The following is an 18401-nucleotide window of genomic DNA, read 5'->3' as shown; positions in this document are numbered from 1 at the left end:
TTTACTCACCACATTTCTCTACTTTTTCCAATGAGAAGAAAATGCTTGTGCCTTCTCTAGGCTCGCTTTCCGCCCAAATTTCTCCGCCATGTTCTTCCACAATTTGCTTCGCAATCGCTAAACCAAGTCCACTTCCACCTGTGCTAGAGTTTCGAGATTGCTCTGCACGATAAAACCGTTCAAAAATATAAGGAAGTGTATCAGATTCTATACCTGATCCATTGTCCATCACTTTCACAATAACTTTATCGTTATCACTCGATACTGTTACAGCAATTTTTTGCTCTTCTTTATCCATGTATTTCACACTATTATGAATTAAATTTGATATCACTCTATTTATCTTTTCGCAATCAGCCGTTACATATAGTGGTGATGGATGTAATTGTAAGTACACTTCTATACCTTCTTCACTTAAATCCATCTGCATCTCTTCTATTAATTCCTGCATAAACATATTTAATTCAACTGTTTCAAACTGGAATGGGACTCGATTTAAATCGAGCTTCGAAAATAAAAATAGTTCATCAATGAGTGTATCCATATGTTTTGCTTTCGTATGAATCGTTGTTAAATACTTATCCATTTTCTCCGGGGTATTTGCTACCCCGTCCTTTATTCCTTCCACATATCCGATAATAGATGTAATCGGTGTTTTCAAATCATGGGAGATGTTTGAAATGAGCTCTTTTCGATTTTCTTCATACTGCGTTTGTACTTCAATCGACTCTTTTAACTTCTTCCTCATTTCCTCAAACCCTTGATTCAATTGACCTATTTCATCATGCGATGTAACTGGAATTTGAAATTCTAAATTCCCTTCTTTAATTCTCTCCGTCGCATCTTTCAATACAAAGATTGGTTTTATCACACTTTTTGAGACGAAATAACTTACTAACCCAATGAGCAAAATGGCTAACAATAAAAGTGCTACGAACAAAATCGGAAATAATTTTTGTGTAAGATCTACAAACGAACTTTGCTTTTTTAGTACAAATATACTCCCTTCTTCATTATTTTGAAAAGAAAAATCAAATTTTACATATCGATAAAATGTATCGCCTAGTTCCGTTGTACCACGACTATTAATATTTGCTGCTTCAAATTTCGGAAGGGCTTCTGTTACGGTCGAACTTTCAAAACCCTTTGTAGCATAAGAAATGGTTTCTCCCTTTCTTACAACTATTTTCACACCTTCTTTTTCAAGTGATGCAACGAACGATTCATCTAATAGTTGATATTGATGTTGCTTTGCCGCTCCTTTCAATTCAAGATACGCATTCTCTTCTTCTGGAGTCAGCGGCTTTTGAATATAAGAACTTTTATAAAAATTTTTCACTGCTTCCAAGTCACCTGTTATGGAAAATACAATTAAAAATCCCGCAACTAAAATAAGCGTAATGGAGACGAGAATAACAGCGATATAAGAAAATAAAAACCTTGTTTTAATAGACATCATTTACAGCCTCACTTTATCACTCTATTTGTGGACAGTAAGACTTCCACCTCAAAATTCAGTTGAAACAAAAAGTTAGGTGCAAGTCGGGCTACCCGTAAACGCCCGATTGATTCAAACTTCATATTCATAAGCATAAAAATATATGTTCAATTACTCAAGCGATTTTATAGTAATTTTAGCGTCAGTTTATAAAAATTTAATGTTCTTATTTTACAGTTGAAATTAGGAGGTTGAAATTCCATGTTCAAAAAAACATTAAGCATGATATGTTGTGTAATTTTTTTACAAGGATGCTCGCAAGAACAAGAAGTAAAAAAGGAGATGACAAACATGGAGACTGCACTACTAGCAGCTACTGACAAAAACGAAACGAACACTGTTATATCTTTATTAAAACAAGGAGCAAATATAAATGCAACGGATAGTCAAGGACGCACCCCGCTTATGATTGCCACATACAAAAATGATATAAAGACCGCGAAAGCTCTTATCGATGCTGGCGCCGATGTAAATATCCAAGATAATATAAAAAACAATCCATTTCTATACGCCGGTGCGGAAGGTTACTTAGACATTTTAAAACTAACAATTGATGCTGGTGCGGATCCAGCACTTACGAATCGTTACGGTGGAACAGCTCTTATCCCAGCCTCAGAACATGGCTATATTACTGTTATAAAAGAACTCCTCACGCGAACAAATATCGATGTAAACCATGTCAATAATCTCGGATGGACAGCTTTAATGGAAGCTATCGTACTAAGTGACGGCGATGAAACACAACAACAAGTCATTCGCCTACTCATTGAACACGGCGCAGATGTAAACATTCCCGATAATGATGGTGTCACCCCACTAGAGCATGCTCGTGCTCATAATTTTGAAGAGATAGAGAAGATTCTAGTAGAAGGACGTAAGTAAAAAGCTAACCTTTGCCTTCCTCCCCCGCCCTATGCTACATTTAACCCGTTACATCAATATTGATAGGGTGGGAATACAAATGAATAAACCTAAAATTGGGATGATTGGACTTGGAAGTATTGCACAAAAGGCATATCTTCCAACACTTACAAAAGAATTAGATTGGCACTTTGTTGGGGCGTTTACACCTAACGCGGAAAAAAGAAAACAAATTTGTCAGCAATATCGGATTCAAGACTTTCATTCTATTGAAACGTTAGCTTCAGAATGTGATGCAGTTTTCGTTCATAGTTCCACTGCTACACATTATGAAATCGTTTCTACACTTCTTGAAAAAGGAATCGATGTTTATGTAGATAAGCCGTTAGCAGCTACAGTAGAACAAGCTGAAAAACTAGTCGAATTGAGCGAAAAGTACAATCGAAAGTTAATGGTCGGATTTAACCGCCGCTTCGTTCCTATGTACGTTGCTGCAAAAGAACAAGCTAATACTATTTCATGGATTCGAATTGAAAAACACCGTACAAATAAAGTTGGGCCAAATACGTACGACTTTACTATGTTAGATGATTACTTACATATTGTAGATACTGCTCGTTGGTTAGCTAATGATGACCTTAACGTCGTTCATAATATGATGCAAATAAATGAAAAAAATGAACTTCTTTACGGCCATCATACATATACAACAACAAACGGACTATTACTTTCAACAGCGATGCACCGCCACGCTGGTACAAATTTAGAACAAATTGAACTTGTAACAGCAGGAAAAATCATTCGCGTAAAAAATATGAATACATTTGAAATTGAAGAGGAAAATTCCGTTTCACAAAGCGGTTCTCCCTCATGGGAAACGACGTTAAAGCAGCGTGGTTTTGAAGATGCTGTTCATCATTTTATTGAATGTGTACACGGAGATACGAAGCCTGTTGTAGATGGATTGGAAGGATTAAAAACGCAACAAATGCTACAAACTCTACTTGACGATGTAAATAAAAATTAAAACGGATACATTTTTCAGAATTTACTTTCATTCCCATTTTCCCTTTATTTCTCTCGTAAATTTCTATAGAATATGTTGATAGGAATTATAAATTTCATAATGAAACGTGGAAAGGATGGGATTAACACATGTGGAACGAGTTTAAAAAGTTCGCTTTCAAAGGGAATGTAATTGATTTAGCTGTCGGGGTTGTAATCGGTGCTGCATTCGGTAAAATCGTTAGTTCTTTAGTAAAAGATATCATCACACCATTACTTGGTATGGTATTAGGTGGCGTTGACTTTACAGATTTAAAAATCACATTTGGTAAGTCATCTATTATGTATGGTAACTTCATACAAACAATTTTTGACTTCTTAATTATTGCAGCTGCTATCTTTATGTTTGTTAAAGTATTCAACAAACTAACTTCTAAAAGAGAAGAAGAAAAAGAGGAAGAAATTCCAGAACCAACAAAAGAAGAAGTTCTTCTTAGCGAAATTCGCGACTTATTAAAACAACAAAACTCTTCTAAAGATAGAGCATAATTGAACGGATAAAAAGGCATGCCCCTCTCGGGACATGCCTTTTTTATATGTTATAACGTTTCCGAATTCATATGAATAAATAAAATAATACCAGCAACCATAAGTACCATAATACTACCTGCAAATAGTGTAATACCGATGAACATTAAACTTGTGCTCATGTCCACTGATACACTTTCAGTAAAAATAGAAATTACATACGTGATAAGGGCAATTCCTGCAAGAATACTTCCTGGAACAAATCGCTTTAAGCCATTTTGTTTTAACGTCATATATGCAAAAAAAGCAGTCGTGCAAAGCGTAATTATCCAAAGAATGATCATCTTTTCTCCCCCCTCACAAACCTTTTCTTTCTATTATACATGACATTGCCCTATAATAGTTGAATTTGCACTTATGTGACATATAACAAGGGATCCTATTCTATATTATAGCCTAGAATAACATTGCAGAAAGAAAATCGATTTCGTTACAAATAAATGGTTATTTTTCCCTTTTGTTGATATAATTGTTATATAGAAATATTCTTTGTAAGGGAGTGTTCATAATGATATGGATTTCACTAATCGTATTAGCCTATTTTATCATTCTCGTCCCAATACAGTATAACTACATTAAGATGTTCAAAGAAAAACAGCAAAAAATGAATGTCGCACAAAATGAACTATACGACAAAATATCTTATGAAGAATCCCAAGTACATTACCATTATCAAAGTAACGTATTTACAATACCAGCTTCACTTGTAGCAAGTATTGTTTATAAAGTGAAACATTCGGCATGAGGAGATTTCCCAAATGTACGCTGTAAAATTATTGTTTGAATCTGTTCATTCAGGTGAGCCTAATCCTAGTAAGATAGATGAGCATTATGAAGAGAATCACGATACGCTTTTTGAAGAAAGTATCATTCTCGTTAAAGCGAACAGTTTAGAGGAAGCTCATGATCTAGGGAAAAAGATCGCTATACAATCAGAAGATACGTACGATAATGTATACGATCAACAAGTAACATGGAAGTTTCAAAAAGTACTTCATGTTTTTGAGTTAGATGAAACGCCATTTGAGACAGGAAAAGAATTGTACGCAAGATTTTTACACGTTAAGAAAAATGAAACTGTAGATACAGTAGTTAAAAAATACTATCCTGAATACGAATAAAAGCTCACAGCAATTGCTGTGAGCTTTTTTATACTTACTTCGTTGAATCTCTAAATTGGATACGGTGAGGTAAGATAACAGTGTGATCTTCCACTTTTTCTTTGTTCATATACTTTGTTAATAAACGCATTGCTACTGCACCGATATCATACATTGGCTGTACAACTGTTGAAAGCTGCGGGCGTACCATTAGTGCAAGGCGTGTATTATCGAAACCAAGTACTTCTATATCAGTTGGTACGTTTAATCCAGCATCTTGAGCTGCGTGGATTACACCTAGTGCCATTTCATCAGAAGATACGAAGATAGCTGTTGGCTTTTCATCCATACTCCAAAGCTTTTCGAATGCTTCGATACCTGAATCATATGTGTAATCTCCATCGATTACAAGATTTTCATCATATGAAATACTTGCTTCTTCTAAAGCTTTTTTATAACCTTGTAACTTTTTAGCGCTTCCCGCTTTATCAATGAAAGGACCAGAGACGAAACCAATACGTTTATGTCCTTGCTCAATAAAGTGCTTCATTGCATCGTAAGCTGCTTGTGTATAATCAATATTTACTGATGGCGTTTCATTTTGCTCATCAAATGATGCTGCTAATACAATCGGTACTGGAGACTTTTTAAATTCTTCAATGTGAATGTCTGTAATATCTTCACCCATGAAAACAATTCCGTCTACTTGTTTTCCAAGCATCGTATTTAATAAATGGAACTCTTTCTCTTTGTTTTGGTCAGAGTTACTTAAAATGATGTTATATTTGTACATTGTTGCGATATCTTCAATTCCACGAGCAAGTTCTGCATAAAACGTATTTGAGATATCAGGAATAATAACACCCACTGTAGTTGTCTTCTTACTTGCTAGTCCACGTGCTACCGCATTTGGGCGGTATCCTAAACGATCAATTGCTTCTAATACTTTCTTTCTTGTTGTAGGCTTTACATTTGGGTTACCGTTCACAACGCGAGATACGGTAGCCATTGAAACGTTCGCTTCGCGCGCTACATCATAGATTGTTACGTTCATCTCATCGCACACTCCTTCTATTTTTGTTATCTATTTTTATGTATCGGTTACTTGAATGAAAAAAAGACATCAACTCTATTTGCAGATGCCACCAATCGTCCCGAGTTCTTCCTTTTACTAATGATACGATAAAAACGCAGGCTCATACAATATTTTCCCGCAAAAGTTTCGAAAAAATTCGCTTCTTTTCTCGTATTTTCGTATTTTTTATGAAAAAAAGGGTATTTTTTGTAAAAATATAGATGTTTCATAAGTAGAAACCTTATTTTAAACCGTACGATAGTAAATGAAATTGATATGAGCGATTTTTCAAATATATTGACCACACCTCAAATTATATCGGCAATTATCCGCATATTTCGACCACAACTCAAATTATATGAGCGATTTTTCGCATATATCGATTGCAACTCAAATTATATGAACAATTTTTTAAACATATCGATTTACCAACAAAAATCGAACACAACAGGCACTATATAATAGAGAGGAAACTGTTCCAAAATGTTTTTTAGAATGCTTATTTCTTTTTTGTGATTTACTTCCAAATACTTTTAATTCTTTCATAAAGTCATTGAACTGTGAGATATTCATTTGCTGCGCTGCATCTGCACCAATTGCCATCGCTGCTTTTGCAGCTGGTGGCAGAAGGTCACGTTGCCCTGTAGAATGCGTAACATCGACAACGATAGGTAAATGTGTTTCTTTCTTTAAAATCGATACAGCGGAGATATTAATCGTATTACACGTCGCTCTTTCATACGTGCGAATACCTTGTTCACATAAAGGCAATTTATTATAGCTGGTACACATTCAATTATCACACGATATACCGCAATGAATTACTATAAAAAAACATCGAACATTTTCACTCACAATAAAAAAAGACAGTTTAAAACTGTCTTTTTTTTTACAAGAAGGAAACAAACGGTTTATCGCTGTTTTTCTCTTTTACAATAACTGCCTCGATTTTACTCTCGGACTTTATTTGTAATTGTACTTTCGCATCTTTAGGCAATTTCTCTAACATACCTTGAGCAGCCATTTGAGTAAGAGCCATTAATTCTGTTTTACCATTATATTTAATAACAATATTCATATTTAATGTATCCATTTGATTTTTCTTATAAGTAACTTTAGCATTAACTGGGATAAAATCTCCAGGAGAAAACTCTTTTATTGCCTTACCAAATTCACTTATTTTTGTATTATCTTCTCCATGTGCTTGTGTAAATTCATCAGAAGGATATGAATACGCTTTTTCATCGATTGTATTCCAACTTCCAAGGTTCGTATCATTTTTTTGAACGGTAGCACTAGCAATATACGTACCATTTTTTAACGAACTTGTACTTTCTTGTTTAAAAATAGCAAACGTAATTGGAGATTTGTTATATTTATCATTTTTATTAATAGCTTCTATAAGTTGTTTAGCAACTTCTGTACCTTTAGAAATGGCTTCTTCATTTGATACACTTGTAGACATAGATAAACCAATCATGACACCAGATAAACTTAATTCATTTGAATTCTGTTTCCCGAAATAGTCTTGTTCTATAATATTCGTTAAAACTGGTGCTTCTACTTTCGCGACTAGTTCATCAATTAACTTCTCTGGAATATACTGATTTAATTGTAATACGTGATTTTCTGTATCAAATTGTTGCATTGCAATATTCATTAAACCATTTTCATACTCTGCTAAATCTAATTTAGAATTTGTTTTTATATTAGCTGTATTAATAACCTTTTGTTCTTTTAAAGGAATAACAGTTCTATAATAATCCTTAGAAACAGCAGTTCTCGGAATCATACTTTTTTCTTTTGTATCTTTTTGTATAACTTCATCCTTCTTGCTAATCGTATTATTACTACAAGCTCCCAGTAATAAGCTTACGACTGCGAAGGATAATGCCATTTTCTTCATTACTTAAAACCCACTTTCAACAATCTAATTATTTAGTTTGAACTATTCATAGTGTACCATTAAATATATTTCAACAAAAACAAAAAAAAGAAGCAAGCACCTTTAGCTTGCTTCTTTTTACTTTATATTCTCTTCTAAAGCATCTTTTTTAATATTCCAATGAGAAGTATTCCATACTACTAGCCCATCTTTTATGTATAACACTTGTGGTGATTCGTGCTTAATACTGTACTGTTCTGCAACACGATTCGAAACATCTCTCGCATCTTGCACGTATAAGTAATACGCTGGTACTTCTCTTTCTTCATTGCAGTACGCTTGAAACTCTGTGTATGCACCATGACTAATCGGGCATGTCGTACTATGTTTAAAAAGAACATAAGGCTCGTTCTTTTCTACTAAGACTTCAAGCTCTTCAATTGTTTCAAGTTTTGTCATATTCATCAAGATTCACCTCTCATACGAAATCTAGAGCGCTTCTCGTTCTTTTCAGCTTTTTTCTCAATTTTTTCTAATTTACGCTCTTCTTTTTCAACCTTCTTCTCTTGTCTCGATGCACGGTAATGATTGTATACTTCAATCGCTGCACTACTCCACTGTACAACTTGCGCTACTTTATCTGCATTATTTTCAATTTCGTCCGTAACAGACTCTGATACATTACGAAGTTTCGTATTTAAAGAATGGATTGTTGTTCCAATTCCATCTACACCTGCTACCACTTTATTTAATGATTGCGACTTCTGTTGAATATCATCAGCTAACGCATTTGTTTTATGTAATAATTGCTCCGTCTCTACGCTAATTCCTTGCATTTGCTTTTCTAAACCTTCTAACGTGCTCGCAACGTTTTCTAACGTCTTCTGAACCGATAACAACGTTCTACATACATACACTACTAATACGGCAAAAGCAACCGCGATAATAGCCGCACTTACATATAAAAGAACTTGCATTTCATCACTTCCTTTATCTTTTTTCATACTTTATCCTATTATACAATCATTTTCCGTTTCATTCTAATCCCTATCTTTTCATTAGAATTTTCATACTTATTCGTTAACTTTAACATAAATGATTCAACAAATTCCACTAAGTAGGTTACAATAAGAAAGGATACATAATTAGTAGGGAGGCTTTACATATGAAAGATCCACGCATTGAAAAGTTAGCATACAATTTAATTAACTACTCTATTCGCTTACAAAAAGGCGAGAAAGTATTAATTGAAAACTTTGGCTTACAAAAAGAACTTGTAACTGCACTTGTAAAAGAAGCATATGCAGCTGGTGGTTTCCCATTCGTTTCTTTAAAAGATCATCAAGTAGATCGCTCTTTATTAATGGGTGCTACTGAAGAACATTTCGAACAAATCGCCGCATATGAAGCGAGCGTAATGAAAGATATGGACGCTTATATCGGGCTTCGCTCTGGCGACAACATTAACGAACAAGCTGACGTTCCAAGTGAGCGCATGAAAGTTCACGGTCAAACAGTTGGTAAAAAAGTTCATAGAGACATCCGTGTTCCGAAAACACGCTGGGTTGTTCTTCGCTACCCAAATGCTTCTATGGCACAGCTTGCTAAAATGAGCACAGAAGCTTTCGAAGACTTCTACTTCGAAGTATGTAACTTAGACTACGGTAAAATGGATAAGGCGATGGATAGCCTTGTTACATTAATGAATAAAACAGATAAAGTTCGCCTAACTGGTCCTGGAACTGACTTAACATTCTCTATTAAAGACATTCCAGCTATTAAATGCTCAGGTCATTTAAACATTCCAGACGGTGAAGTATACTCTGCACCAGTTCGTGATTCTGTTAACGGTACAGTTTCTTACAACACACCATCTCCTTACAACGGTTATACATTTGAAAATGTACAACTTAAGTTTGAGAACGGCCAAATCGTTGAAGCAACTGCAAACGATTCAGAGCGCATTAACAAAATCTTTGATACAGACGAAGGTGCACGCTACGTTGGTGAATTCGCAATTGGCGTAAACCCATACATCTTACATCCAATGGGAGACATCCTATTCGATGAAAAAATCGATGGCAGCTTCCATTTCACTCCTGGACAGGCTTACGACGATGCATGGAACGGCAACAACTCTAACATCCACTGGGATTTAGTATGCATCCAGCGCCCTGAATATGGCGGCGGCGAAATTTACTTCGACGACGTACTAATCCGTAAAGACGGACGCTTCGTTGTATCTGAACTAGAAGCTTTAAACCCAGAGAACTTAAAATAATAACAAAAACGCTCGGGATTTTATCCGAGCGTTTTTTTATCTTCACTCTATATTGAGCTACTTTTCTCGCTTTTTGTTTGCTGGAAGTGAAAATAATACAAAAGCGCCACTGCAATAGTACCAATCAATATCGGAACATATAAAGGCAGATCCCATTTCATATATACTCTAGTGCAGCCAACAATCACGAACAAAATTTCCAAGCAAAACAAAGGTTTTACATATTTCATTTCTTCCCTACCATTTCTATTTTCACATTCGGATTTTCTTTTTCTACAAGTGATACAAACTGCGTCATATCTTGCGGCATCGCAATCATATGTACTTTGTATGCATTCGTCGTAATTTCAAGGGACTTTCCAACTTGACGAATTATTCTTATCTCTTTCAATACGATATCATCATTTAAAATACCGTACTTTAGCACGCCATTTTCTACTTTATGTTTTTTAATAAATACTTCCCAAACGAGTGGTACATTTACAATAAAGCATAAACCCATCCCAATTAATGCTGACATCCACTGCTCTTTATTTGCGAAAAGCATGACAAGTGGATATACGAACATAAAAACTAACGTGAGACAAACGAAAATTACTACCGACTTACTTCTTTGAATCGGAATGTTCATACACGCACCCCCTAACTTAAATTATAACATTTTTTTCCATTTTAGCTCATAAAAAAAGGCCATTTCTACATGACCTTTTTCACAATGTACCTATAAAATTTCTTATCTACCTGTAACACTGGAAAGTTTTTCGGCAACTCGTCTATACTCACACTTTGAAAACCATTCTTTTCATAAAAACGATGTGCAGCTAAAAATTTCACTGTTGTTCCTAAGTAAATATCCTTCAATTTTTTATCCTCAGCCCATGAAATTGCTTTTTGAAGCAACATATGTGAGGCGCCCCATTCTTTTCCACGAAACTCTTTTTGTACGAACATTTTTCTTAGCGCTACTTGATGATTCTCAATATCTAATAAAGCTACTGTTCCAACTACTTTACCATCATAAATTGCTATCCAAAAGTTTCCGTGATCCTTTTGATAGAATGTTTCTATTTCAAGTAAATCAGGTTGCTCTTCTTTCGTAATGGGAACATTATACTCTTTTTGCTGAATATGAACGATAAGATCTACTACTTCCTCTTGAAACGTACTTTCATACGGAATAATACGAATCTTCTCGTTCATCGAATATCCTTCCATTCTGAAGCTAGTAAACTATATACAGCGATATCATGAAAATGATCATATATCCATTCATCATCTCTTAAAATACCATCTAATGTAAACCCTAAACGTTCTGGAATCGCGCGGCTTTTCACATTTTCAACACCGCACCTGATTTCAACTTTATTCAGCTTTAAATTTTCAAATGCATAATGAAGTACAGCCTTTACGCTACGCGTCATAATGCCTTTCCCACCAGCATCTTCTGTAAGATAATATCCAAGACTCGTCGCTTTCTTCCCCCAGCTTACCGGATGAATTCCTACCATTCCAACGAGCTTTCCTTTGTAACGTATACCACTTTCAAAACCGTTTCCCTCTGCAAATTTCTTTAACCACATCGGAAAAATCTCATCATAAGCATCAGCAGATTTCGTTCCATCTACCCAAGGGAGCCATCTTCTTAAATGGTTACGATTTTGATCTAATAATTCATATAATTCCTCTTTATGATGTTTTTCTAGTAATTGTAGTTCGATTTCGTCATCTACTCGGAGTGTGAACATGTTTTTTAGTCCCCTTTTTATTTTTTCTTATTATTCTAACATCTCAAAATAAATAATGTTAAATATTCACACTTTCTTTTGATTTTATTTGTATAAAACCGGAAGAATACAATACTCCCGTAACAACTAATATCATCCCTATACATTGTGCGGGTGTTATATTTACTCCTTCTATAAAAGAAATAAGCATTGTAACAACAGGCACTAAATTAAAAAATAAAGATGTTCTCGCTGCACCAATTTGAGCGATTCCATTATTCCACCATAAGTAACCGAGCATACTCATTCCCATTGCCATGAAGAGAATCGCTCCCCAAGCTAATAAAGGAACCTCCGAAACGGGTACTATACTTTTTTGCGTGGAAGATATCATAATAAAGGCAAGCGCACCAATCGTCATCGTATATGTCGTCGTTTGTATTGGGCTACCAGCTTTAATAAATCTTCTACCTAGTACACCGTATAACGCCCAACAAATATTCCCTAGTATAATATAAAAATCCCCTTTAGAAAATGATAAATGTTGTAGTGCGGTAAACGAGCCTTGTGTAAGCACAAAAACAACACCAAGTAGCGCAAGTAACATTCCAATTACTTGGCTCTTCACTATTTTCTCTCGTAAAATGACACTTGCTAATAACGTCGTAACGAGCGGATTTGTCGACATAATAAGTGCACCATTCATAGCTTCTGTATATTTCATTCCTAAAAAGAAAAAGAAGTTAAAGCCGAATACACCAACTATACCAAGCAAAAGGTAATAAGCCCTATTCTGTCTCCATACTTCCCACTCAAAATCTTTTCGTATTTTTAATAGACATAACATCACAAGTGCAGCAATTCCAAAGCGCCATGCCGCTATATGAATCGCTTCGAAATACTGCACCGCATATTTCGAAGCGTTAAATGTCCCACCAGTAAATATCGCAAATCCTAACAGCTGCGCATATACTTTATTCTTCATTGTCAGCCTCCGAGTTTTTCTCTTCTAAAAAACCGTAATAAATTTCTAATTTCTCTTCTGTTAGTTGAACTACTTTTTGCAATTGTTCCTGTTGTTCTTTTAACCGCTCTAAGTGAGTTGTTAAAATTAAAATTCTCTTTTTTACTTTCGTAGGTACTTCCTCTTTCCGCTGCTTGATTTCCTCTATAATACATCCATCACTTGCAAACTCAGCGATTTCTTCTAATGACATTCCAGTTTGCTTTAATGAATATAAGAATTTTAATAGACGCACATCACCTTCTGTATACTGACGAATGCCGCTATTTCGCGTTGGTGGTGGTAATAAACCTAACTTCTCATAATAGCGCAAAGTATGAATCCCCATCCCTGTTAACTCTGCTACTTCACCGATTTTATACATGTTCTCTCCCCCTTGTTTTTACATATTTATCTTACAACCTAGAGTTAACTCTAGGTCAATACGCAAATAAAATGAAACTTTAATCAGTGGGAGTTTTACTGCCCACAAATAGCGGGATAAAATATGAACACAACAAAAAAGACGCACAGCCAAGCTATGCGTCTTTTCTATTACTTCTCTGCAACTTGAACTTCTTTTACGTAAGCTGCTTCGAATTTTTGGATGTCTCCTGCGCCCATGAAAATTAGAACGCCGTTTTTATGTTTCTTTAATACATCCGTTGTTGTATCTGTAATTAGTTCTGCACCGTCAATACGCTTTTGCAGATCTTCGATTGTTAAGTCACCTTTGTTTTCACGTGCTGATCCGAAAATATCACATAAGTATACTTGGTCAGCTTTGCTTAGGCTTTCTGCGAACTCATCTAAGAACTTTTCTGTACGTGAGAATGTATGTGGCTGGAATACAGCGACAACTTCACGCTCTGGGTGTTTTTGACGAGCAGCTTCAATCGTTGCGTTAATTTCTGTCGGATGGTGTGCGTAGTCATCGATGATAACTTGCTCTCCCATCGGCTTTTCATTAAAGCGACGTTTTACGCCTTCAAAAGTTGTTAATTGATGTTTAACTGCTTCTACATCAACATTTTCGTAATGGCAAAGCGCAATTACTGCTAATGCATTTAATACACTGTGGTTGCCGTATCCTGTAATTTTGAACGTGTCATAGTACGTATTACGAACGAATACATCGAATATTGTACCATCTGTTCTCTTTTGAATGTTACGTGCTTGGAAATCATTATCTTCTCCAAATCCATAGAAAATAACAGGTACTTTCGCTTGAATTTTTTGAAGTTCTTCATCATCACCACATGCAATAATACCCTTTTTCACTTGCAATGCCATCTCTTGGAATGCACCAAATACATCATTGATGTCTGCAAAATAATCTGGATGATCAAAATCAATATTTGTCATAATTGCATAGTCTGGATTGTAAGACAAGAAATGACGACGATACTCACAAGCTTCAAATACAAAATACTTACTATTTTCTACCCCATGCCCAGTTCCATCGCCAATAAGGTAAGATGTCGGGTGTGCACCTTGCATTACATGGGCTAACAAACCTGTTGTTGATGTTTTTCCATGTGCACCAGTTACAGCAACACTTGTGTATTGGTTCATAAGGTCACCTAAAAAGTGGTGGTAACGATGTACTGGGATGTTTAATTCTTTCGCTGCTACGATTTCTTCATGCGTATCAGGGAATGCATTTCCTGCAATAATCACTTGTCCTTCTTTAACATTATTTTTATCAAAAGGAAGGATTGAGATATTACGCTTTTCCAACGCTGTTTGTGTAAAGAAACGCTTTTCATAATCAGACCCTTGAACAGTATGCTTCATGTCATGAAGAATTTGTGCTAATGAACTCATTCCTGTTCCTTTAATTCCTACAAAATGGTAAACTGTCATCTTAAAGAACCTCCAACATTTCGAACTAATACAACGGCCTATCTATAAGACAGTATATGAATCTTTTCTTATTTTGGTAATCATCATACATTTTGATGTAGTGAAGTTATTCTTTCTCTTCACTTATCAGGATAAACTCGTACGTACTTCTTTGTATGCCCATATCAAGTCCATTATAGCAAAAAAGAAGCCGCTATACTATGATAACAGAAAAACTGATAGGGTCAATCACCTATCAGTTTTCCTCTCTTTTACATATCTTCTCTTGTTTCTAATTGAACACGCTCTAGACGTGGGTTTGGACGATATTTACGGCCAGCTTTCGCTTCTGGTTTTCCATTTAATTCTACGTTATCACCAGTAAAGCCAATATTCATTTTTAATAAGCTACTTCCTACCCCGTATATATCCACAGGCACGTTTTGAGCTTCAAATTCACGAATACGCTTCTCATCAAATCCACCAGTTACAACGATGTCTACATGCTGGAATCCTTCCTCATCAAGTGCTTTACGAAGTGCAAATACAAGCGATGGGTTTACACCACGTGGATCGAATGTTCCAAGTACTTCTGGGTGACGAATGAAGTATTGATCAATCATTGTACGAGACGTATCGACACGCACACCTTTTAATGTTGATCCAAATTCACGCGCTACGCGAAGTGCATCTGTAATGACATCATTATTGTAATCAATTAATACAACTAATTCATCTTCTGGGAATTTCTTATGATATGCTTTTGCGGCTTCCACAACATCACCATTAAACATTTGAATTAATGCGTGAGGCATCGTCCCCATACCACTTCTGCCCCACCATTCATTCATCGCATGCGTCGCTTGTGCGCTCATACCTCCGATGTATGCTGCATAACCGTCACCAGCTTGTTGTGTATAATGATCGTCACGGTCTCCCATGAAAATAACTGGTTTTTCTTTATCTACACTACGTGCAGCTTGGACAACGTTATATACGTTTGTCGCAACCGATGTACGACGAGCTAAAATCCCATCAATGACACCTTCTAAAAATCCGAAATTTTCATAAGGACCATGAATTGTTAACACTGTTTCAAATGGACTAATATTATCGCCATCTTTTAAAGAGTTAATTTCAAGTTCCTCAGGATTTTTAGCGAATGTTTGCAGCAATGCAATTACTTCATCTGTTCCGCAAAGAACTGCATTTTCCTTTTGGAAAAATTGCATCGTTACAATACTTTTCGGGCGAAATTCTTCAATGATTTCTCTAGTCTTTAAAAAGTAAACGGCAGAGAACCAACCTTCTCCAACACGTTCGTCAAATTTAAATGTTCTATTTGTTAGTCTATTTATTTCACCTTTTAATTTTAATTCAATTTCTTTCATGTCGCTTTACTCCCTACTTTACTATCCAACATTTTCTCTTAGTATACAGCAAAACCGTTTACTATATATTTGTTTCCTGCATAGCAGCGAATTCATCCTCAGAAATAAGGACATCTCTCGGTTTCGTTCCTCTTCCTTCAGAAATAATCCCTTGCGATTCCATCTCTTCAATGAGACGTGCCGCGCGATTATAACCGATGCGGAATTTTCGCTGTACAGAAGATGTGGACGCTCCCCCTTGTTCTACAACAAATTGACATGCATCTAAAAATAGTTCATCTTCCGACTCACTCTGTTCTGATTTTGCTAATAAATCCTCTTGCTTAAATAAGTAATTCGGCTTCATTTGCTTTTTCACATGATCAACTGTTTTTTCAATCTCATCATCCGATACATATACACCTTGTACACGAACTGGCTTAGATGTACCGTTCCCTAAGAATAACATATCACCACGGCCAAGTAATTTTTCCGCGCCACCAATATCGATAATCGTACGCGAATCAACTTGAGATGATACAGTAAACGCTATACGCGTTGGAATATTTGATTTAATTAAACCTGTAATAACATCTACCGATGGACGCTGCGTCGCAACTAATAAGTGAATACCACAAGCACGAGCTTTTTGGGCAATACGACAAATCGCCTCCTCAACATCACCAGGTGCCACCATCATTAAATCAGCTAACTCGTCAATGACGATAACAATGTAAGGCAATGTCTCACCCGGAATTTCTCGCTCGCTTACAATCGTATTATAACGCGTTAAATCACGAGCACCAGCATGCGCGAACAATTCATAACGGCGTTCCATCTCTTCAACTGCCCACTTTAATGCAGCAGTAGCTGCTTTTACATCCGTAATAACAGGTGCTACAAGATGCGGAACAGAATTATATGGTGCAAGCTCAACCATCTTCGGATCAATTAGTATTAACTTCACTTCATGTGGCTTCGCTTTATATAAAATACTCGTTAAAATTGCGTTAATACACACACTTTTACCAGAACCCGTTGCACCCGCAATAAGTCCGTGTGGCATTTTTCGAATATCCGTTACAATTGGATCACCAGAAATATCAAGTCCAAGCGCAACAGTAAGTGGTGATTCACTCTTTGTAAACACAGGACTTCTTAAAATTTCACGAAGAAATACTGGCTTACTTTCTTTATTTGGAACTTCAATTCCAATCGCACTCTTCCCTGGAATTGGTGCTTCAATACGAATATCTTTCGCAGCTAAACTCAGCTTAATATCATCACTTAAGTTTGTAATTTTATTTACTTTCACACCTGGATCTGGCTGTACTTCAAAACGAGTTACTGCCGGCCCTTGCGATACATTAATAACATGTGCTCCAACATGGAAATTATTAAACGTTGTATCTAACAATTCTTTTTGCTCTTCCAACCATTCCGTATTATCTAACGCTGACTGTTGCGGGATTGACAATAATGCTAATGGCGGAACGGTATATGTTGGTGGTGTTTGTAATACATTTCGCATATCGTTCTCTCTTTGATTTACAACATATGCTTTCTCTTGTGGTTCTGTACTTGAACTTGGCTTTTGTACTTGCCCTGCAACCATTTGTTGTACTGGTCTTTCTTCCACTCGTGATTCTACTACCATTTGTTGCACTGGTTGTTCTTCCATTCGTGATTCTACTACCATTTGTTGCGCTGGTTGTTCTTCCACTTGTGGTTCTACTACCACTTGCTGCATTGGCTTTTCTTCCACTTGTGGCTCTACTACCACTTGCTGCATTGGCTTTTCTTCCACTTGTGGTTCTACTACCACTTGCTGCATTGGTTTCTCTTCCACTTGTGGTTCTACTACCATTTGTTGCGTTGGTTGTTCTTCTAATTGGTGTACAGGCTTATTCTCTACTCGCTCACTCATAGAAGATTGCATTGCACTCGTTCTAGCCGCATGTCTTTCCATTAATCGCGTTCTGTCTTGTTTCAACATAACAACATTAAATGGTACATGACGCTTTTTCTCACGTTTTGGCTCTTCTTTTTGCACAATTGGTTGTTCTTTAGCGACTGGCCCTTCTTCTACAACTGGTTGTTCTTCAGCGACTGGCCCTTCTTCTACAACCTGTCTCTTATACACATCTGACGCTGCCGACGAAGCTA

The 18401-nt window shown here is 36.1% G+C and carries 21 protein-coding genes and 1 pseudogene; 6 read left to right on the top strand and 16 right to left on the bottom strand.

Translation table 11 applies throughout. The features are described from left to right. Nucleotide 1 precedes the first annotated feature (1 nt). Complete coding sequence (locus tag JDS92_RS20675) at nt 2-1456, bottom strand: sensor histidine kinase (RefSeq protein ID WP_033665776.1); 1455 nt, start codon at nt 1454-1456, stop codon at nt 2-4. Nucleotides 1457-1699: 243 nt separating this feature from the next. Between JDS92_RS20675 and JDS92_RS20670 the strand changes: the two genes are divergently transcribed. From JDS92_RS20670 to mscL, 3 genes are all read left to right on the top strand, one after another. Next, on the top strand, nt 1700-2380 hold the full coding sequence (locus JDS92_RS20670; protein ID WP_087951003.1) for an ankyrin repeat domain-containing protein: 681 nt from the start codon (nt 1700-1702) through the stop codon (nt 2378-2380). Nucleotides 2381-2459: 79 nt separating this feature from the next. After that, nucleotides 2460-3386, top strand: coding sequence for a Gfo/Idh/MocA family protein (locus JDS92_RS20665; protein ID WP_098711739.1), 927 nt, complete (start codon nt 2460-2462; stop codon nt 3384-3386). 128 nt (nt 3387-3514) lie between these two features. Further along, nucleotides 3515-3913: a large-conductance mechanosensitive channel protein MscL gene (gene mscL / locus JDS92_RS20660; RefSeq protein ID WP_199632449.1), complete on the top strand. Its 399-nt coding sequence runs from the start codon at nt 3515-3517 to the stop codon at nt 3911-3913. Between the two features lie 50 nt (nt 3914-3963). Here mscL and JDS92_RS20655 read toward each other — a convergent pair whose 3' ends face one another. Then, on the bottom strand, nt 3964-4236 hold the full coding sequence (locus tag JDS92_RS20655; protein WP_000585028.1) for a DUF3917 domain-containing protein: 273 nt from the start codon (nt 4234-4236) through the stop codon (nt 3964-3966). Nucleotides 4237-4460: 224 nt separating this feature from the next. Between JDS92_RS20655 and JDS92_RS20650 the strand changes: the two genes are divergently transcribed. Then, nucleotides 4461-4697, top strand: a complete 237-nt coding sequence (locus JDS92_RS20650; protein ID WP_098055571.1) for a DUF3949 domain-containing protein — start codon at nt 4461-4463, stop codon at nt 4695-4697. A 13-nt stretch (nt 4698-4710) separates the two neighbouring features. Then, the gene (locus tag JDS92_RS20645) at nt 4711-5073 is read left to right on the top strand and encodes a DUF4288 domain-containing protein (protein ID WP_000271414.1); all 363 of its coding nucleotides are present in this window, start codon (nt 4711-4713) and stop codon (nt 5071-5073) included. A gap of 34 nt (nt 5074-5107) precedes the next feature. On the opposite strand, the gene ccpA is transcribed toward JDS92_RS20645, so the two are convergent. The 5 genes and pseudogenes from ccpA to JDS92_RS20620 form a co-directional block, all read right to left on the bottom strand. Beyond that, nucleotides 5108-6106, bottom strand: coding sequence for a catabolite control protein A (ccpA, locus tag JDS92_RS20640; protein WP_001103299.1), 999 nt, complete (start codon nt 6104-6106; stop codon nt 5108-5110). Between the two features lie 537 nt (nt 6107-6643). Continuing rightward, nucleotides 6644-6895, bottom strand: a pseudogene (locus JDS92_RS20635) (bifunctional 3-deoxy-7-phosphoheptulonate synthase/chorismate mutase); the annotation flags it as partial. A 121-nt stretch (nt 6896-7016) separates the two neighbouring features. Next, complete coding sequence (locus JDS92_RS20630) at nt 7017-8033, bottom strand: CamS family sex pheromone protein (protein ID WP_000738035.1); 1017 nt, start codon at nt 8031-8033, stop codon at nt 7017-7019. A gap of 117 nt (nt 8034-8150) precedes the next feature. Continuing rightward, the gene (gene ytxJ, locus JDS92_RS20625) at nt 8151-8477 is read right to left on the bottom strand and encodes a bacillithiol system redox-active protein YtxJ (RefSeq protein ID WP_001057464.1); all 327 of its coding nucleotides are present in this window, start codon (nt 8475-8477) and stop codon (nt 8151-8153) included. Next, a complete protein-coding gene (locus JDS92_RS20620) occupies nt 8477-8989 on the bottom strand; it encodes a DUF948 domain-containing protein (RefSeq protein WP_033657337.1) in 513 nt (170 codons plus the stop codon). Before JDS92_RS20620 ends, ytxJ begins: the two co-directional genes overlap by 1 nt. 188 nt (nt 8990-9177) lie before the next feature. On the opposite strand from JDS92_RS20620, the gene JDS92_RS20615 reads away from it, so the two are divergent. Next, the gene (locus JDS92_RS20615) at nt 9178-10293 is read left to right on the top strand and encodes an aminopeptidase (protein ID WP_000654730.1); all 1116 of its coding nucleotides are present in this window, start codon (nt 9178-9180) and stop codon (nt 10291-10293) included. A gap of 47 nt (nt 10294-10340) precedes the next feature. Here the strand turns inward: JDS92_RS20615 and JDS92_RS20610 are convergent, their stop codons facing one another. The 9 genes from JDS92_RS20610 to JDS92_RS20570 all read right to left on the bottom strand — a co-directional run. Further along, a complete protein-coding gene (locus tag JDS92_RS20610; RefSeq protein WP_081339638.1) occupies nt 10341-10523 on the bottom strand; it encodes a hypothetical protein in 183 nt (60 codons plus the stop codon). Continuing rightward, nucleotides 10520-10924, bottom strand: coding sequence for a PH domain-containing protein (locus JDS92_RS20605; RefSeq protein WP_001025038.1), 405 nt, complete (start codon nt 10922-10924; stop codon nt 10520-10522). The genes JDS92_RS20610 and JDS92_RS20605 overlap by 4 nt, the downstream gene beginning before the upstream one ends. A gap of 65 nt (nt 10925-10989) precedes the next feature. After that, entirely contained in the window at nt 10990-11493 is a 504-nt protein-coding gene (locus tag JDS92_RS20600; protein ID WP_098911640.1) for a GNAT family N-acetyltransferase, read from the bottom strand. Then, nucleotides 11490-12038: a GNAT family N-acetyltransferase gene (locus JDS92_RS20595; protein WP_000494651.1), complete on the bottom strand. Its 549-nt coding sequence runs from the start codon at nt 12036-12038 to the stop codon at nt 11490-11492. The genes JDS92_RS20600 and JDS92_RS20595 overlap by 4 nt, the downstream gene beginning before the upstream one ends. Nucleotides 12039-12096: 58 nt before the next feature. Then, complete coding sequence (locus tag JDS92_RS20590; protein WP_199632448.1) at nt 12097-13002, bottom strand: DMT family transporter; 906 nt, start codon at nt 13000-13002, stop codon at nt 12097-12099. Further along, complete coding sequence (locus JDS92_RS20585) at nt 12992-13405, bottom strand: MerR family transcriptional regulator (protein WP_000276596.1); 414 nt, start codon at nt 13403-13405, stop codon at nt 12992-12994. The genes JDS92_RS20590 and JDS92_RS20585 overlap by 11 nt, the downstream gene beginning before the upstream one ends. A gap of 170 nt (nt 13406-13575) precedes the next feature. Next, nucleotides 13576-14886, bottom strand: a complete 1311-nt coding sequence (gene murC, locus JDS92_RS20580) for a UDP-N-acetylmuramate--L-alanine ligase (RefSeq protein ID WP_000219460.1) — start codon at nt 14884-14886, stop codon at nt 13576-13578. Between the two features lie 251 nt (nt 14887-15137). Then, a complete protein-coding gene (locus JDS92_RS20575) occupies nt 15138-16256 on the bottom strand; it encodes a nicotinate phosphoribosyltransferase (protein WP_000658377.1) in 1119 nt (372 codons plus the stop codon). 61 nt (nt 16257-16317) lie between these two features. Beyond that, nucleotides 16318-18401, bottom strand: a 2084-nt coding sequence (locus tag JDS92_RS20570; RefSeq protein WP_274606223.1) for a DNA translocase FtsK, incomplete at its 5' end; no start/stop codon positions are given.

This window comes from Bacillus cereus group sp. N12 (assembly GCF_016483575.1).
In the GTDB taxonomy this organism is placed as follows: domain Bacteria; phylum Bacillota; class Bacilli; order Bacillales; family Bacillaceae_G; genus Bacillus_A; species Bacillus_A toyonensis.
This window is presented reverse-complemented; position numbering and strand designations above follow the sequence as displayed.

Bases quoted from the DNA above. Each gene is read 5' to 3' on its own strand.
- JDS92_RS20675 (WP_033665776.1), bottom strand. From the start codon at position 1,456: ATGTCTATTAAAACAAGGTTTTTATTTTCTTATATCGCTGTTATTCTC.
- JDS92_RS20670 (WP_087951003.1), top strand. From the start codon at position 1,700: ATGTTCAAAAAAACATTAAGCATGATATGTTGTGTAATTTTTTTACAA.
- JDS92_RS20665 (WP_098711739.1), top strand. From the start codon at position 2,460: ATGAATAAACCTAAAATTGGGATGATTGGACTTGGAAGTATTGCACAA.
- mscL (WP_199632449.1), top strand. From the start codon at position 3,515: ATGTGGAACGAGTTTAAAAAGTTCGCTTTCAAAGGGAATGTAATTGAT.
- JDS92_RS20655 (WP_000585028.1), bottom strand. From the start codon at position 4,236: ATGATCATTCTTTGGATAATTACGCTTTGCACGACTGCTTTTTTTGCA.
- JDS92_RS20650 (WP_098055571.1), top strand. From the start codon at position 4,461: ATGATATGGATTTCACTAATCGTATTAGCCTATTTTATCATTCTCGTC.
- JDS92_RS20645 (WP_000271414.1), top strand. From the start codon at position 4,711: ATGTACGCTGTAAAATTATTGTTTGAATCTGTTCATTCAGGTGAGCCT.
- ccpA (WP_001103299.1), bottom strand. From the start codon at position 6,106: ATGAACGTAACAATCTATGATGTAGCGCGCGAAGCGAACGTTTCAATG.
- JDS92_RS20630 (WP_000738035.1), bottom strand. From the start codon at position 8,033: ATGAAGAAAATGGCATTATCCTTCGCAGTCGTAAGCTTATTACTGGGA.
- ytxJ (WP_001057464.1), bottom strand. From the start codon at position 8,477: ATGAATATGACAAAACTTGAAACAATTGAAGAGCTTGAAGTCTTAGTA.
- JDS92_RS20620 (WP_033657337.1), bottom strand. From the start codon at position 8,989: ATGCAAGTTCTTTTATATGTAAGTGCGGCTATTATCGCGGTTGCTTTT.
- JDS92_RS20615 (WP_000654730.1), top strand. From the start codon at position 9,178: ATGAAAGATCCACGCATTGAAAAGTTAGCATACAATTTAATTAACTAC.
- JDS92_RS20610 (WP_081339638.1), bottom strand. From the start codon at position 10,523: ATGAAATATGTAAAACCTTTGTTTTGCTTGGAAATTTTGTTCGTGATT.
- JDS92_RS20605 (WP_001025038.1), bottom strand. From the start codon at position 10,924: ATGAACATTCCGATTCAAAGAAGTAAGTCGGTAGTAATTTTCGTTTGT.
- JDS92_RS20600 (WP_098911640.1), bottom strand. From the start codon at position 11,493: ATGAACGAGAAGATTCGTATTATTCCGTATGAAAGTACGTTTCAAGAG.
- JDS92_RS20595 (WP_000494651.1), bottom strand. From the start codon at position 12,038: ATGTTCACACTCCGAGTAGATGACGAAATCGAACTACAATTACTAGAA.
- JDS92_RS20590 (WP_199632448.1), bottom strand. From the start codon at position 13,002: ATGAAGAATAAAGTATATGCGCAGCTGTTAGGATTTGCGATATTTACT.
- JDS92_RS20585 (WP_000276596.1), bottom strand. From the start codon at position 13,405: ATGTATAAAATCGGTGAAGTAGCAGAGTTAACAGGGATGGGGATTCAT.
- murC (WP_000219460.1), bottom strand. From the start codon at position 14,886: ATGACAGTTTACCATTTTGTAGGAATTAAAGGAACAGGAATGAGTTCA.
- JDS92_RS20575 (WP_000658377.1), bottom strand. From the start codon at position 16,256: ATGAAAGAAATTGAATTAAAATTAAAAGGTGAAATAAATAGACTAACA.